The organism is Enterobacter sp. EC_50 (assembly GCF_019584525.1).
In the GTDB taxonomy this organism is placed as follows: domain Bacteria; phylum Pseudomonadota; class Gammaproteobacteria; order Enterobacterales; family Enterobacteriaceae; genus Enterobacter; species Enterobacter roggenkampii.
In genome coordinates, this window is the sequence record NZ_VDAF01000013.1 from 1 (window position 1) to 15,989 (window position 15,989).

At 53.7% G+C, this 15,989-nt stretch carries 17 protein-coding genes and 1 tRNA gene; 13 read left to right on the forward strand and 5 right to left on the reverse strand.

What is annotated here, in order from left to right:
• Window positions 1-59: IS1 family transposase (locus FHC48_RS23805; RefSeq protein ID WP_097491765.1), on the reverse strand; the 59-nt coding region annotated here is incomplete at its 3' end.
• Between the two features lie 82 nt (window positions 60-141).
• On the opposite strand from FHC48_RS23805, the gene FHC48_RS12210 reads away from it, so the two are divergent.
• From FHC48_RS12210 to FHC48_RS12245, 8 genes are all read left to right on the forward strand, one after another.
• A complete protein-coding gene (locus FHC48_RS12210) occupies window positions 142-654 on the forward strand; it encodes a hypothetical protein (protein ID WP_220420532.1) in 513 nt (170 codons plus the stop codon).
• On the forward strand, window positions 647-898 hold the full coding sequence (locus FHC48_RS12215; RefSeq protein WP_045334249.1) for a hypothetical protein: 252 nt from the start codon (window positions 647-649) through the stop codon (window positions 896-898). Before FHC48_RS12210 ends, FHC48_RS12215 begins: the two co-directional genes overlap by 8 nt.
• Window positions 899-983: 85 nt before the next feature.
• A complete protein-coding gene (gene tssF, locus FHC48_RS12220) occupies window positions 984-2,738 on the forward strand; it encodes a type VI secretion system baseplate subunit TssF (protein ID WP_059364924.1) in 1,755 nt (584 codons plus the stop codon).
• Window positions 2,702-3,787 carry a type VI secretion system baseplate subunit TssG gene (tssG, locus tag FHC48_RS12225; protein ID WP_039266803.1) on the forward strand — a complete coding sequence of 362 codons (1,086 nt, stop codon included), beginning with the start codon at window positions 2,702-2,704 and terminating at the stop codon, window positions 3,785-3,787. The genes tssF and tssG overlap by 37 nt, the downstream gene beginning before the upstream one ends.
• On the forward strand, window positions 3,765-4,310 hold the full coding sequence (gene tssJ / locus FHC48_RS12230) for a type VI secretion system lipoprotein TssJ (RefSeq protein WP_032675272.1): 546 nt from the start codon (window positions 3,765-3,767) through the stop codon (window positions 4,308-4,310). Before tssG ends, tssJ begins: the two co-directional genes overlap by 23 nt.
• Window positions 4,310-4,765, forward strand: a complete 456-nt coding sequence (tssE, locus tag FHC48_RS12235) for a type VI secretion system baseplate subunit TssE (RefSeq protein WP_025912749.1) — start codon at window positions 4,310-4,312, stop codon at window positions 4,763-4,765. Before tssJ ends, tssE begins: the two co-directional genes overlap by 1 nt.
• 14 nt (window positions 4,766-4,779) lie before the next feature.
• On the forward strand, window positions 4,780-5,250 hold the full coding sequence (locus tag FHC48_RS12240) for a hypothetical protein (protein WP_059364922.1): 471 nt from the start codon (window positions 4,780-4,782) through the stop codon (window positions 5,248-5,250).
• A 104-nt stretch (window positions 5,251-5,354) separates the two neighbouring features.
• Window positions 5,355-6,686, forward strand: a complete 1,332-nt coding sequence (locus tag FHC48_RS12245; RefSeq protein ID WP_059364921.1) for a VasL domain-containing protein — start codon at window positions 5,355-5,357, stop codon at window positions 6,684-6,686.
• Between the two features lie 40 nt (window positions 6,687-6,726).
• Here the strand turns inward: FHC48_RS12245 and FHC48_RS12250 are convergent.
• A tRNA-Arg gene (locus FHC48_RS12250) sits at window positions 6,727-6,798 on the reverse strand.
• Window positions 6,799-6,873: 75 nt separating this feature from the next.
• Window positions 6,874-7,803, reverse strand: a complete 930-nt coding sequence (locus tag FHC48_RS12255) for a formate/nitrite transporter family protein (RefSeq protein ID WP_059364918.1) — start codon at window positions 7,801-7,803, stop codon at window positions 6,874-6,876.
• 315 nt (window positions 7,804-8,118) lie between these two features.
• Here FHC48_RS12255 and mlaA point away from each other — a divergent pair, with 315 nt between their 5' ends.
• Window positions 8,119-8,871 (forward strand): phospholipid-binding lipoprotein MlaA, encoded by a 753-nt coding sequence (gene mlaA / locus FHC48_RS12260; protein WP_008502619.1) that lies wholly within the window; start codon window positions 8,119-8,121, stop codon window positions 8,869-8,871.
• A 44-nt stretch (window positions 8,872-8,915) separates the two neighbouring features.
• Here mlaA and fadL read toward each other — a convergent pair whose 3' ends face one another.
• The gene (gene fadL / locus FHC48_RS12265) at window positions 8,916-10,238 is read right to left on the reverse strand and encodes a long-chain fatty acid transporter FadL (protein ID WP_023344609.1); all 1,323 of its coding nucleotides are present in this window, start codon (window positions 10,236-10,238) and stop codon (window positions 8,916-8,918) included.
• Window positions 10,239-10,610: 372 nt separating this feature from the next.
• Here fadL and FHC48_RS12270 point away from each other — a divergent pair, with 372 nt between their 5' ends.
• The 4 genes from FHC48_RS12270 to sixA all read left to right on the forward strand — a co-directional run bounded on the left by FHC48_RS12270 (window position 10,611) and on the right by sixA (window position 15,326).
• Entirely contained in the window at window positions 10,611-10,895 is a 285-nt protein-coding gene (locus tag FHC48_RS12270) for a YfcZ/YiiS family protein (RefSeq protein WP_008502617.1), read from the forward strand.
• 278 nt (window positions 10,896-11,173) lie between these two features.
• The gene (fadI, locus tag FHC48_RS12275) at window positions 11,174-12,484 is read left to right on the forward strand and encodes an acetyl-CoA C-acyltransferase FadI (protein ID WP_044597863.1); all 1,311 of its coding nucleotides are present in this window, start codon (window positions 11,174-11,176) and stop codon (window positions 12,482-12,484) included.
• A complete protein-coding gene (gene fadJ, locus FHC48_RS12280) occupies window positions 12,484-14,631 on the forward strand; it encodes a fatty acid oxidation complex subunit alpha FadJ (RefSeq protein WP_059364916.1) in 2,148 nt (715 codons plus the stop codon). The genes fadI and fadJ overlap by 1 nt, the downstream gene beginning before the upstream one ends.
• Before the next feature lie 209 nt (window positions 14,632-14,840).
• Window positions 14,841-15,326, forward strand: a complete 486-nt coding sequence (gene sixA / locus FHC48_RS12285; protein ID WP_059364914.1) for a phosphohistidine phosphatase SixA — start codon at window positions 14,841-14,843, stop codon at window positions 15,324-15,326.
• 46 nt (window positions 15,327-15,372) lie between these two features.
• Here the strand turns inward: sixA and smrB are convergent, their stop codons facing one another.
• The gene (gene smrB / locus FHC48_RS12290; RefSeq protein ID WP_008502613.1) at window positions 15,373-15,924 is read right to left on the reverse strand and encodes an endonuclease SmrB; all 552 of its coding nucleotides are present in this window, start codon (window positions 15,922-15,924) and stop codon (window positions 15,373-15,375) included.
• Window positions 15,925-15,989: the final 65 nt, after the last annotated feature.

Here is a 15,989-nt window from a genome sequence, read left to right on the forward strand (position 1 = left end):
TTACGCACCACCCCGTCAGTAGCTGAACAGGAGGGACAGCTGATAGAAACAGAAGCCACTGGAGCACCTCAAAAACACCATCATACACTAAATCAGTAAGTTGGCAGCATCACCAGGTTTTACGCAAAAGAACTTTATCGAATGAGGGCGTCAGTTTTTAAAATACTGGACGTCGATGAATCCAACACGCTATCAATATTTAATGCTTTATGGTCATCCAGCAGCGTTCACCCTGATGGAAAAAATACCAGTGCGGAAATAAAAGAAGATGGGTGCGTTATTGATAGATATAACCTGGCAGTTAACAACTGTACTACAACGTCAGTAACGGGACTTAAAAAAGCAGGTACAGGAATATTTGACGTGAGACTGCTAGACTCTTTGGGTTACAGTGAAGACTTTGCGATCCCATCGTCTTTGAATGCTTATCTGGAGGATTTAGCTCTAAATCCAGCTGATATGCGAATAATTAAAATGACTGACGAATTTAAGGGCAGCTATCATAACGCTTCAGATTATAAAGAAATTGATGGTGTAGGCAGCGGTAATGAAACTGCCGGGGCAATAGGCAAAGGAAGTGGGCTCACCGGAAAAGGCTCGAGCGGTTATGCCCCCACAACATTCAGCCAATCCCAGGGAATTGAGAATGATTAAGCGTATACTGCTAGCTTTTGTGCCTGTAGCCTTGTTTTTACTGGTCAGTACAACAATTCTTTCCCTTTCACTCATGGATATCAAATACACTTTTGAATCCGTGTTAATTGGAACAACTCTGGATTATTTGGTTGACGAAACCTACTCCATTGTTTGGCTGTTTTATGGTTCTTCGAATATTGCTTTTGTTGTTATTTATATTGTCTCTCTTATGGTGTTTAAGCGAGTAAGCAAGAAATATTAGTCGATACCATATCAATAAGTTGCAGGCTGTGATGGCTTCACTTGATCCCTGAATACTGTTAAACATTCAATCATATTGGTTTTCTATGGACGACTTAACCCTGCGTTATTATGACGCCGAAATGCGCTATCTGCTGGAAGCCGGCGAAGAGTTTGCGCGTGCTCACCCCGAGCAGGCAGCAATGCTCAACCTCGATAAAGCCGGTGCGCGCGACCCGTATGTTGAACGCCTGTTCGAGGGCTTTGCCTTCCTGATGGGGCGCTTGCGTGAAAAGCTCGATGACGACCTGCCTGAACTTACCGAAGGGCTGGTCAGCCTGCTGTGGCCGCATTATCTTCGTACCATTCCGTCGATGTCAGTGGTGGAGTTCACCCCTGACTGGCGCGAAATGAAAGAGTCGATGCGTATCGTCAAAGGCTTTGAGGTGAACTCAAGGCCGATCGGTGAGAAGGGCACGCGCTGTCGGTACACCACCACCAGAGAGATGACCCTTCAGCCGCTGGCGCTGGAGCAGGCCCGCCTGTCGACTGACCCTGACGGGCGTTCGGTCATCAGCCTGCGTTTTAACTGCAGCCTCCTTGCCGACTGGAGCCGTGTCGATCTCAGCCAGATCCCATTTTACTTCAATGCTGACGCACCGCTGGCCTGCGCCATGCATGAAGCCTTTACCATGAACACGGCCCGTCTCTGGCTGCGCATGCCGGGTGACACGGACAGAAGACCGATGGACGGGTATTTCACCGCACTGGGGTTTGGTGATGATGACAGGCTGTGGCCGAAGGGAGACAGCAGTTTCAGCGGCTACCAGTTGCTGCTGGAGTATTTCACCTTCCGCGAGAAATTCATGTTCACCGGCCTGCGCGGGCTGGAGACAGTGGCCTTTCCGGCTGAGCTCCCATGGTTTGAAATCGACGTGGTGCTGGCAGAGCGTTGGGAGCATGATTTCAGCTTTACCGAAAAGCATCTGCGCCTGAACTGTGTGCCGGTGATTAACCTGTTCCCGCTGGAATCTGACCCGCTGACGCTAAACTCCCTGCAGACCGAATACATGCTGCGCCCGATGCGCGTGCAGGATGGCCACACCGAGATATATGCGGTGGATTCGGTGATGTCATCGAGCCAGCATACCTACGTGCCATTTTCAAGCTTCCGCCACAAGGGCGGAATGATGCGCCATGAAGCCCCGGAATATTACTATCACACCCGCGTGCGCCGTGGCCCGTCGGGGTTGCATAACACCTGGCTTATCCTCGGCGGGGAAGCGTTTGATAACCACACGGTGCCGGAGGATGAAAGCCTGTCGCTGACGCTAACCGGCACCAATGGCCAACTACCTCGCAGAGCGTTGCAAAGTACCGTGCTCGATACAGTGATGAAAACCACTTCAGCCAGTATCGCCGTGCGTAACCTGTGTGCGCCGACGCTGCCTTGTTATCCCCCGGCGCAGGATCGCTTTCACTGGCGTGTGCTGAGCCATCTCGGCAGCGGTTTCCTGTCGATGATGGACAATGCCGACGTGCTGCGCGGCACGCTGGCGCTGTACGAGTGGACTGACAGCGAGATGAACCGCCGTCGTCTGGAGGCGATTATCGATGTGAAGCACAGTGAAACGGAACGCTTTGAGCAGGGATATCTGGTGCGCGGGGTGCAGATTGAGGTGACGCTTGAGAGCAACGGCTTTGCCGGGCGCGGCGATATCTGTCTGTTCGGCGAGATGCTGAGCCGCTTCTTTGCACTGTACACCGATATCTATCTGTTTAACCGCCTGATTATTATTCTGCAACCGACCGGAGAGCGCCTGGAATGGGAAGAGAAGCACAACCGCCGCATTCCCGGCTGACCCCGCGGCTGGAGGCCGATCTTCACCGCATCAACTTTTATCGTTTATGCCAGCTACTGGAGAAGCGCCATCCGGACAGGCCGCTGATGGGCTCTACCAGCCATCCGGCGGATGACCCGGTACGCTTTGCGCCGCACCCTGGAATGGGGTTCCCGGCCAGTGAACTGAAGGCTGTCGAGTATGACGAGGATGATGACAGCAGGCCACCGCTTATCCGCACGACCTTTATGGGGATGTACGGTGTTGATTCGCCTCTACCGACCGCCTATCTCGATGACATTTCCCAGCGCCGGGAAGGACATGAGGCGCTGCAGGGGTTTCTGGATATTTTCAGTCATCGCATCCTGACGCAGTTTTACCGCGTCTGGCGTAAATACTCGTATCCGGCCACGTTTGAGCCCGGCGGCACCGACAGCATTTCGCAGTCGTTATTGGGTCTGGTTGGTCTGGGAATACCGGGCACTGCGAATCATATAGCCACGCCAGTGTCCCGCTTTCTGGCGCTACTGGGTGTGCTGCAGCAGCCGGGCAAAACTCAGGAAGGGATGCAGGCACTGGTGCGCCTGCTGGCCCCCGATACGACGGTGCAGGTGAGTCCGTATTGTCTCCGGCCTGTAGAGATTGACAGGCCGCTGGGTTTTTACGGTGACGAAGAGTTTCTGCTTGATGGCAATACGCCTCTGGGTGACGAAGCGATGGATGCCAGCAGTCAGCTGCTGATTGCGCTCACGACGGATAACGAACAGGAAGCGCAGGGCTGGAAACCGGACGGTCTGTTGTATCAGGACTTTCTGGTGATGCTGCGGGTTTATCTCGGGTGGCGTTTTAAGGCAAAAATTACTCTGACCACCCGGACCTGCCTGCTGGCTGCGCCGCCGCTCGGTGAAGGTCGCTTCTGGCTGGGGATGAATGGCGTGCTGGGCGCGGAAGACGAATATCTCCTGGACGATATCCCGCAGACCTTCACGACGGAACTGGGCTATTACACCGGCCTGCAGCCCTCAACACCACAACAAGGAAACCGACGTGTTACGTACAAATTCAATTAAGACTTCGCGCTGGCTGCTACCGCTGCTGACATTCAGCCTGGCAGGCTGCGGGGTGACGCAGAGCGTCACCGATGGCACTAAATCGGCGTTTAACGCCGTGTTCTACAAAAAAATCAAGGTGCTGCACCTCGATTTCACCGCACGTGAGGCGCTGAACACCGACTCCCGTGAAAGTAACTCGCTGTCTCAGCCGGTGGTGATAAGGGTTTATCAGCTCAAAGACCGCAAAACCTTTGATAAGACGGTGTATCAGCAGTTGCTTCAGGATGATAGCACCATTCTGAAAGACGACATGCTGGCCAGTCGTGATGTCGTGGTGAAACCGGGTGGCGATGCAAACCTTGATATGCCAATGGAAGAAAAGGCGCAGTTTGTCGCGGTGGTAGGGCTCTTCCGCCATCCGGATATGGACAACAACGCCTGGAAGCAGGTTATCAAACGCAGTGACCTGGATCCGGATAAACCACGTATCCTGGAAGCAGGTGATAACTCTCTGACGCTACAGCCGCTTAAGGAAGACTGATGCCCTACGGACATAACGCGCCTTCGCTGTATGAAATGTTAACGGGAAATTTTACAGGCGGACTCAACCTTAGTCAGGTCAGTGAAGAAAATCAGGTCATCCTCTCGGTGCTGGATAACATGCAGCGCGTTCTCAACTGTCGTGCCGGTACGCTGTCGCACCTGCCGGACTACGGCCTGCCGGATATGACCAAAATCCTGCAGGGCATGCCGGGAACGGCCCATGAGCTGATGGGCACATTGTCTGCCGTCCTGCTCAAATATGAACCACGCCTGAAAAAAATAACCGTTGTCCTGCTGGAACAGAACGTCCCCGGCGAACTGCGCTATGCCATTGACGCTGAACTTAAAGGGATTGGTCTGGTGCGCTACGGGACTGAGTTTATGCCCGAAGGACGGGTCCTGTTAAGGCATCTCAGGCAACAACAGTATCTCGATACGACCCTCCGTATATAAGGTTTGATAACATCATGTCAGTAAAATCACAGTTCCTGAAAAAGTTGCAGGCACGACAACCTGCACCAGTTCCTGCCATCAGCAAGAGTCAGGCTGATATTGCAGAGTTTCGCCAGCGGATGGCTCAGCTTCAGGAGCAAATGGACGCGTGGCTGACGGATACGGGACTGAATTTGGAGCCACTGACCGTATCCGTTCCGGATCTGCTGGTGGAGGGCGGAGCTTTTGAAATTTCCGGTATTGTTCTGCGTTATGACAGCCGGGCAGTAAAATTTATGCCGATCTTTCTGTATGGACAGGGCGTCGCCGGTTGTGTCGAAGTGACTTTCTGTTCCGGGGATAAGGTGATTTCTCAAGGACGCCTGTTCATGCGGGTGGGGAGCGCAAATGGCTGGATCTTTACACCCCCTGATACCTCATCCCGATCCGGACAACTATTGGATGAAGGTGTGTTTTTCGGTCTGATTTTAGCGCTGCTGCCATAGCGATAACATTCATTCCTTTAATGCGTCATTGCATTTTAAATCGCCAAATAGCCCTACAGATCAACTAACGAAATTAACCGAAACGGATATGCAGGCCCTCCAGGATGACCACACATTTAACGTTGAAAACCGGCGGCGATCCGCGCACGCTGCCAGATTACGCCGCCCTCCGCGATGAACTCAGCAAGCTGACGCATCCTGCTCGCCCGGATGTGAACTGGCAGTGTGTCGAAAGACGCTGTCTCTCTCTGTTCGAACAGAACGGTGTGGAGTTGCAGACTGCAGCCTGGTACACCCTTGCCCGGACTCATCTGTCGGGGTTAGCTGGCCTGAACGAAGGGCTGGCGATTCTGGAGGCACTGATTAGCCACCAGTGGGACGTTTTCTGGCCGAAGACGCTACACGCTCGTATGGAAATTCTTAGCGGCCTGAGCCCGCGACTGCAGCAGCGCATGCGTATGCTTCCACTCAACAACAGCCATCTCAGTGAGCTTTATAGCGCTGAAGCGTTGCTTACCCGGCTGGGTTCGGTGCTCCAGCGCCTTGAACTGAAGCACCTAAGCCAGTTCGATACGTTACGAACAATGATACGTTCGAATGCTGAACGGCTGGAAAGGAGTAATGACGCATCAGATCTGAATGCACTCATGATGCCCGGTTGCGAAATACCTCAGGAAAGGGCAGAGCCGGTTGACGAAGTGAAATGGGTCTATGTTGTGCAGCCGGAGAATCAGCCTGATGCAGAGGGTCTTACGACAGCGCACGGGTCGGTCAGACCATGGAAGCCCTTTGTCGCCGGGATGTGTTCTATGCTGGTGGTCAGCCTCGCCGCGGCGTGGGGAGGGGGCTTTCTGTCCAGACCCGATCCCTTAACGACTCAGGCTAATGCATCTCTGGCGCCGTTACCTGAAGTGCTTACACCTGTTCAGCAAGACGCGTTAGCACAGCAAGGTACTTTGCCGTCCACATTTATCACTGAAACGCAGCAGCAGCTTGCCCGACTGGATAAGCTGCCTCCTGACTGGAATATTTCCTACAGCCTTCAGTTGTTAGCGCAACTCCAGACATTGCGGCCGGAGGAGGCGAAGCCGCTCACCTCACAGTGGCAGCAAAAATTTAACGCGGCAGCGTTGCCTGTCGACGCTATGAACAGTTGGTATGAGGGAATGATGAAGCTTCAGCAACTGAGTCATCGGCTGAGCAGTCTGGATGAGCAAAAAGGAAAATATATCACGGTGAGTGAGCTTAAATCGGTGGTTTTTTCGACTATACAGTCATTTAACCAAACAATACCGGCTGAAGAACAACTCCGACGCCTGTCACAGCATCCAGCCGGAGATGCGCTTCCTGAAGCCGAAAAGACCCAGCTGGAATTGCGCCTAAGACAGCTTGCTGCGCGTTACGCTCAAATAAAACAGGATTCTTCTGCTCAGTGAATTCTGGCGATAGACAGGTGAATGCGCGTGAAGGTCAAAGTGTCCCCTGCAGGAATCGAACCTGCAACTAGCCCTTAGGAGGGGCTCGTTATATCCATTTAACTAAGGGGACGAGGCGGCACGAGTATAGCGTCATTTACACTTTGCGTTAAGCGCATCGCCGCCTGACTGCTCAAAGAGTCACCATTCAGGACGATTTTTTTGTCGATTTATCATCATTTTCCCGCGCTTTAAGCTCCGCTTTGCGTTTGTTCGACATGTCGTTACGGATTTGGGCATGGCTTAACAGCGCGAAGATAAACGTTCCGCCGCAGATGTTTCCTGCTAGTGTCGGTAAGGCGAACGGCCAGAAAAAGTCGCTCCAGTGAAGCGTACCGTTAAAGACCAGATACAGTATTTCTACGGTACCGACCACAATATGCGTGGTGTCAGCCAGCGCAATCAGCCAGGTCATCAATATAATCACAACAATTTTGGCGCTCCCTGCTGAAGGAAACATCCAGACCATCGTGGCGATAATCCAGCCAGAGATGATGGCATTAGAGAACATTTCGATCGGGGTGTTTTTCATCACATCCATGCCGATTTTTACAAATGCGTCCCGGGTGGGTTCATCAAAGATCGGCATGTACTCAAACGCCCAGGCCGCGATGCCCGTGCCGATGATATTACCCAGCAGGACGACGCTCCACAGACGCATCAATAAACCGAAATTGCCGAGGGTAGGGTTTTGCATCACCGGCAGAACGGCGGTCACCGTGTTTTCGGTAAACAGCTGCTGGCGGGCCATGATGACAATCACAAAGCCGAAGGTATAGCCGAGATTCTCCAGTAAAAAACCGCCCGGCACACCTTCCAGCTGAACATGAAATATCCCTTTGGCGAGAAGAGATGCGCCCATTGAGAGCCCTGCGGCGATAGCTGACCAGAAGAGGGCCATGGCATCGCGCTCCATCTCTTTTTCACCGTCCTGGCGTATATGCTCATGGATGGCCATCGCGCGGGAAGGGAGGCGATCTTCATCAATTTCTATTTTCTCGCCACGCGCTTTCTCCTCGCTTTCAATTTCAAGTTCCTCATCGCTCTCGCCAATTTTTTCTTCGTCCACTTCTTTCATATCTGCTCCCGGAGGTTGATCTTTCTGTTAAGCGTAGCGGCTTTTATCGGGATGCCTGTGGGGATGCTCTTAAATTGGCGGCAATGACAACAAAGGTGATACATCTCTTTCAAAGACATTATAAAATTGCCAGCGAAACGAATTCCAAAAGCCAGGCTATGCTGAGATCAGAGTCACGGTGATTACTGCCCGTAATTGTGCTCATAGACATCGGTAAACGTGCTGTTACAATCGCTTGCACGTTTACAGACGGAGCATCAACGGCTCCGTTACGGATGGCAATCAACGATAGCCATACTGAACAGGGAGATATTTATGAAACTTCGGCTGTCGGCGCTTGCGCTTGGCGCGACGATGCTTGTGGGCTGCGCCAGCTCCGGGGAGCAAACGGGACGCTCCGATCCTCTCGAAGGATTTAACCGCTCCATGTATAACTTCAACTACAACGTGCTGGACCCGTATGTGGTTCGCCCGGTGGCAGTAGCATGGCGCGATTATGTTCCACAGCCCGCGCGTAACGGGTTAAGTAATTTTACCAGCAACCTCGAAGAGCCTGCGGTAATGGTGAACTACTTCCTGCAGGGCGACCCGTATCAAGGGATGGTGCACTTTACCCGCTTCTTCCTGAACTCCATTCTGGGGATGGGCGGCTTTATTGACGTGGCAGGCATGGCGAATCCGAAACTGCAGCGTGAGCAGCCGCACCGTTTCGGCAGCACAATGGGACATTATGGCGTCGGGTACGGTCCGTACATGCAATTACCGTTCTACGGTAGTTTCACCCTTCGTGATGACGGCGGCGATATGGTTGATACGCTGTATCCGGTTCTGTCGTGGCTGACCTGGCCGCTGTCGGTGGGTAAATGGACGGTGGAAGGGATTGAAACCCGTGCGCAACTGCTCGACTCTGATGGCTTACTGCGCCAGTCTTCTGACCCGTATATTATGGTGCGAGAAGCGTACTTCCAGAATCATGACTTTATTGCTAACGGCGGTAAGCTGAAACCGGAAGAGAATCCAAACGCGAAGGCGATCGAGAACGAACTAAAAGATATCGATTCGGAGTAAATAAAAAAGGTGAGCAATGCTCACCTTTTTCAATTCCTGCGCGATTAGAACGCGTAGTTGAAGTTCATACCATACAGCCAGGCTTTACCTTCGGAAGAGAACTCATACGGGCCTTCTTTGAAGGAAACTTTTTGACCGTGCATATAAGAGATACCGGCGTCAATTGAGGCATCCTTGTTGAAGGCATAAGTAGCACCTGCACTCAGCCAGAAACGGTCCTGATCCGGAATAGAGATGGAGCGCTTGTCGGCAGGAACCGGGCTGTCATCGAAGGCAATACCGGTACGGAACGTCCAGTTATCATCCATATAGTAGGTTGTCCCCAGCGCGATGCGGTAAGCGTCGCGGAAGCTTTCATCTTTATAGAAGAGCGTGTCGCCTTTGCTGTTGGTTGCTTTCAGTTCCTGGAACTGACTCCAGCTGGTATAGGTTAGGCTATAATGAATTGCCCACTGCGGTGCCACTTTATTATAACCTGACAGTTCCCACATTTCCGGCAGGTGCAGGCTCAGAGAACCGCCAGTGGTACTACCGTTGGTACCCATCGGCAGGCCGAAGTTGCCGAGGATCTGGTTATAGGCAGAAGGCAGGCTGCTCTTATAATCGCCATCGAAATCGATTTTAACTTCGGAACGGTAGGTAAAGCCGTAACGGTTGTTTTTATCAAGTTCATACAGGATACCGGCGTTCCAGCCAAAGCCCCACTCATCGCCCTTCAGATAAGCGATCTGAGTGTCTGCTGGGATACCCGCAACTTGACGCGCCAGGGCAGGCGGCAGTGCACCTGAGCCAGCAACAACTTTGCCCAGGTCGCCCGCGTAACGTTCGATTTTCGCTTTGGCATACACAGCATCAAAGCCAACGCCGAAGCTCCAGTGGCTATCCAGACGGTAAGCACCGCTGAGGTTTAGGTTCAGGGTTTCCAGATCGGTTTTACCGCCAAATGCCCCTGCGGCATAGTTATCACCAAACTCGGTCGCTAAACCGTAGTTAGAGGTCACGGAGGCACCCCAACCAAACTGGTCGTTAATAGGCGCCACGAAATGCATGTTTGGCACCCACGCCGTTGGCGCGATGTTATCTGAATTCAGACTGGCACCGGTAGGTGAACGGCCCGTAATATCAACGCCCGGATCAACGAAAATCGCACCGGCAGAGAAGGTCGGACGATCAAACATCATGATCAATGCGGGGTTACGACTTGCGTTACCCGCATCATCAGCGATAGCGCCTTCCCCTGAATACGCGCGGCCAAGGCCAGAGGAAGAAAATTCGTTTAACTGAAAGCCCGCTGACCATGCGGAAGTGGAGACGAGTGCCACTGCGACTGCCAGCGCAGTCTTGTTGAACAGGGTTTTCTGGCTCATGACCATAACCTCATTGAGTTATTTTTATTCAATAATTGTTACATACCGTAACAGGAGCGCGAAGTGTAGGGTCTGAGGTATGACAGACAAATCAGACCAGTGGCCAGAGTATAGGTCCGACCAGCCTGAATGTTGCAAGTTTGTTTATTAATATTTTCAAACATGTTTCGTGAAACGAGATCTGGTTGGCAAAATTGTGACCATCGCGACTCACCCAAAAGGGTGGTTTTTGTTTTAGATCATTTTTTAGTGTGATATTGGTCACTTATCCGATTTTGCGCCATTAACGGCTGGAGAGAGCCCGCGCCGGGGCGTAAAATATCAGCATCGTGTTTATCTCGCGCGCTGCGCGAATACAGAGGAAATTGAGCTATGAGTAAATGCAGTGCTGATGAAACCCCGGTTTGCTGCTGTATGGATGTTGGCACCATCATGGACAACTCCGATTGCACCGCGTCTTACAGCCGTGTGTTCACCAACCGCGCCGAAGCGGAAGAGACCCTGGCCGCGCTGAGCAAGCGTGCGCGTGATGTTGAATCCGAGCCGTGTGAAATCAAGTCGACCTTTACCGAAGTGGAAGGCGGCGTGAAGCTGGATATCGACTTTGTTTTTGCCTGCGAAGCTGAAACGCTGATTTTCCAGCTGGGTCTGCGTTAATTTCAGCGGCCTGATGCCCTCACTCCGACCCTCTCCCACGGGAGAGGGCGCAAGCATTAAAAACGGTAACCTACGGGTTACCGTTTTGCTTTTACCTTGCGCACCCGGCAACATACCGCACAAATGCCCCTGCCATGCAGGGGCATTTTCTTTTTCTTCTCTGTGTTTTAGCTCGCACTTTTTCGTTTCCCCGATTGGCTGAATGTAAAAAAATGGTTAAGACTATTATCAGGTCAGACCACTTAGTGTTTGCGAATATTTTTTTACAGGGGAGTGTTATGAGTCAGGCATTACCGCTTATTACCCGTCAGGGCGATCGCATTGCCATAGTCAGTGGATTGCGCACGCCATTTGCGCGTCAGGCAACGGCGTTTCATGGCATACCGGCCGTCGACCTGGGGAAAATGGTAGTGGGGGAGATGCTGGCTCGCAGCGAAATTCCGCCGGAGGTCATCGAACAGCTGGTCTTCGGCCAGGTCGTGCAGATGCCTGAAGCCCCCAACATTGCGCGGGAAATCGTCCTCGGTACCGGGATGAATGTTCATACCGACGCCTACAGCGTCAGCCGCGCCTGCGCAACCAGTTTCCAGGCCGTGGCTAACGTCGCCGAAAGCCTGATGGCGGGCACCATTCGCGCCGGGATAGCGGGGGGAGCGGACTCCTCTTCGGTACTGCCAATTGGGGTCAGTAAAAAGCTGGCGCGCATCCTGGTGGATGCCAACAAAGCCCGCACGACGGGTCAGAAGCTCAAACTCTTCTCGCGTTTACGTCTGCGCGACCTGATGCCTGTACCTCCTGCCGTCGCTGAATACTCCACCGGCCTGCGCATGGGCGACACCGCCGAGCAGATGGCCAAAACCTACGGCATTACTCGTGAACAGCAGGATGCGCTGGCGCATCGTTCACATCAGCTTGCGGCAAAAGCCTGGTCGGAAGGCAAGCTGACCGATGAGGTCATGACCGCCTATATTCCGCCCTATCGCGAACCGCTTGCGGAAGATAACAATATTCGTGGCACGTCAACGCTGGCGGATTACGCCAAACTGCGCCCGGCGTTTGACCGCAAGCACGGCACCGTGACGGCGGCGAACAGTACGCCGCTGACGGACGGGGCTGCCGCCGTGATCCTGATGACCGAATCCCGTGCGAAAGAGCTGGGCATTACTCCCCTGGGCTATTTACGCAGCTACGCCTTCACCGCCATTGACGTCTGGCAGGACATGCTGTTAGGTCCGGCATGGTCCACGCCGCTGGCGCTGGATCGCGCGGGACTGACGCTGGCTGATTTAACCCTGATTGATATGCACGAAGCGTTTGCCGCGCAAACCCTGGCAAACGTCCAGCTGCTGGCAAGCGAGCGTTTCGCACGTGATGTGCTGGGTCGCGCGCATGCCACGGGCGAAGTGGATCAGAGTAAATTCAACGTGCTGGGCGGCTCTATCGCCTACGGTCATCCGTTTGCCGCTACAGGTGCGAGGATGATCACGCAAACATTATATGAACTCCGTCGCCGTGGCGGCGGGTTTGGCCTTGTTACCGCCTGTGCGGCGGGCGGCCTTGGCGCAGCAATGGTTCTGGAGGCTGAATAATGGATATGCCCTCTGCATTTAATCTGACGGTTCGCCTCGATAACGTGGCCGTTATCACTATTGATGTGCCTGATGAAAAGATGAATACCCTGAAGGCCGAATTTGGCGTTCAGGTGCGCGCGATGCTAAAGCAGATCCGCGAGAACAAAGCCATTCGCGGCCTGGTGTTTATCTCTGCCAAACCCGACAACTTTATCGCCGGGGCGGATATCAACATGATTGCCCGGGCGCAAAGCGCGCTGGAAGCCGAAGAGCTGGCGCGTCAGGGCCAGCAGGTGATGTCGGAGATCAACAGTCTCCCAATCCCGGTCATCGCAGCGATCCACGGTGCGTGTCTGGGCGGTGGGCTGGAGCTGGCGCTGGCCTGCCACAGCCGCATCTGTACTGACGATGCGAAAACCATTCTGGGCCTGCCGGAAGTGCAGCTGGGCCTGCTGCCAGGTTCTGGCGGAACGCAGCGTCTGCCGCGGCTGGTGGGCGTCAGCACGGCGCTGGAGATGATCTTAACCGGTAAACAGCTGCGTGCCCGTCAGGCGCTGAAAGCCGGTCTGGTCGATGACGTCGTGCCGCAGTCCATTTTGCTGGAGGCCGCCGTTGAGCTTGCGCTGAAAGGGCGTCAGGCAAAACGTCCTCTGCCGGTTCGCGAGCGCGTGCTGGCCGGTCCGCTGGGGAGAACGCTCCTGTTCAATATGGTGGGCAAAAAGACCGAACAAAAAACCAAAGGCAATTACCCGGCGGCAAAGCAGATCCTCGACGTGATCGAAACCGGGCTGTCGCAGGGCAGCAGCAGCGGCTTTGCCGCGGAGGCCAAAGCCTTTGGTGAACTGGCGATGACGCCGCAGTCACAGGCATTGCGCAGCATCTTCTTCGCCAGCACTGACGTCAAAAAAGATCCCGGCAGCAAGGCGGAGCCTGCGCCTCTGCGTGCCATTGGCGTACTGGGTGGGGGGCTCATGGGCGGCGGTATCGCTTTTGTTACCGCCAGCAAAGGCAAATTGCCGGTACGCATCAAAGACATTAACCCTAAGGGAATCAACCACGCGCTGCAGTACAGCTGGCAGAACCTTGATCAAAAGGTCAAACGCCGCCATATCAAGGCAAGCGAGCGTGATAAAACCCTGGCGACGATCTCCGGTACGACGGATTACAGCGGTTTTGCGCACCGCGATCTGGTGATTGAAGCCGTGTTTGAGGATCTGGCCCTTAAGCAGCAGATGGTGGCAGACGTTGAGCAGCATTGCGCCCCGCATACCATTTTTGCCTCTAACACGTCGTCATTACCGATTGGCGATATCGCGGCGAAAGCCGCACGTCCGGAGCAGGTGATCGGGCTGCACTTCTTTAGCCCGGTAGAAAAAATGCCGCTGGTGGAAGTTATTCCACACGCGACCACCAGTCCGCAAACCATCGCCACGGTAGTCAAACTTGCGAAGAAGCAGGGTAAAACGCCGATCGTGGTCGCAGATAAAGCCGGCTTCTACGTCAACCGTATTCTGGCGCCCTATATTAATGAAGCCATGCGGCTGCTGACGGAAGGCGAGAAGATCGAGCACGTCGACGAGGCGCTGGTAAAGTTTGGTTTCCCCGTTGGCCCAATCCAACTTTTGGATGAGGTGGGAATAGACACCGGCACTAAAATTATACCTGTGCTGGAGGAGGCTTATGGCGATCGTTTTAGCCCGCCTGCAAACATTGTTTCTGCAATTTTGAAGGACGATCGCAAAGGCAGAAAAAATGAACGCGGTTTCTATCTTTACGGCGCGAAAGGGCGTAAAAGCAAGAAACAGGTCGACCCTTCGGTTTATGGGCTTATTTCGACCACCGGTCAGGGAAAACTGTCTGCCGTTCAGTGCGCTGAACGTTGCGTGATGATGATGCTCAATGAAGCGGCGCGCTGCTTTGGTGAGCAGGTAATCAAGAGCGCACGCGATGGCGACATCGGCGCGGTATTTGGTATTGGTTTTCCGCCGTTCCTTGGCGGCCCGTTCCGCTACATGGATACACTCGGCGCGGGTGAAGTGGTTGCCATTTTGCAACGTCTGGCCTCGCAATATGGCCCACGGTTTACACCGTGTGACGAATTATTGCAGATGGCGGAACGGGGCCAGACATTTTGGCCTGCACGGGAAACTGATTTCGTAAACTGAAGTCAAAGAAGGGTAAATCCTGAGGTGAATGAACCTGTTCTGGCGATTTTGTAAACAGAGATTGACTATACTTACGCCATTGAGGTAAAAAACAGCGTTTCATTCATCGAATGGATCAGGCACAATGCCCGGCCATCGGGTTTTCTACCTCTTAGCATTTATCGCGGGTAGTTAACGCCGGTGATTCTGGTTAACAAAAGCGGTGCAATATGCAAGTTTTCATCATGCGTCACGGCGACGCGGCACTCGATGCCGCCAGTGACTCAGTACGTCCTTTAACCGTCTCTGGCTGCGACGAATCCCGTCTGATGGCAACCTGGCTTAAAGGTCAAAAAGTGGACATTGAACGCGTTCTTGTGAGTCCGTTCCTGCGTGCAGAACAGACGCTGGATGTGGTAGGGGAGTGTATGAACCTGCCGTCCAGTGTGGATGTTCTCCCCGAACTGACACCATGCGGTGATGTCGGCCTTGTCAGCGCTTATCTTCAGGCGCTGTGCAATGAAGGTGTCGCTTCCGCACTGGTCATTTCCCACCTGCCGCTGGTCGGCTATCTGGTATCTGAGCTGTGCCCGGGCGAAACGCCGCCTATGTTCACCACTTCCGCGATTGCCAACGTCACCCTCGACGAAACCGGCAAAGGGGTCTTCAACTGGCAAATGAGCCCGTGCAACCTGAAGATGGCAAAAGCGATCTGACGTGACGTGTGACAGGGCGGGGTGCTATATCTTTCCCGCCCTTCTGTCAGGGCAACTCTGGCGGCTGCCACTCCTCAACTTCAATCAACACCAGCAAGGCGGCATCTCCGCCATACTCTTTCGGTGCCTGATGAAACGCCATTACGTGTGGGTGCTGAGCCAGCCACAGCGGCGTTTGTTGCTTGAGAATATGTTTCCCGTGGCCATGCATCACGCAGGCGCAAAAAACATGTTCGCGGCGACAGGCGGCAATCAACGCCCCCAGCTCCTGTTTCGCCTGCATTTGCGTTAAGCCGTGCAGATCCAGAAACAGCTCCGGCGAATAATCTCCCCGGCGTAACTTTTTCAGTTCGAAATGGCTGACGTCCTCGCGCACGTATTTCACCGCGCCCTGGGTATTAAGCAGCGGCTGAAACTCGTCTGAAAAGTAGTGGCTGTTATCGGCCTGCTCCTGCAGCAGCCGTTTGACCGGGACTTCGCTGATTTTTTTACGCTGCGGGCGATGAACAATCGTGTCCTGCGCGATTTTCCGCGTCCCGGTCATCAGCTGTCGGAAGAGCGCCTGATCCTCCTCGCTGAGCGATGTTTTCTTTTTCATTCGTCATTCTCATCTCGTATTTCCGATAGTGTACCCGACTAAACGCATTTTTTAACCTCAAGCGG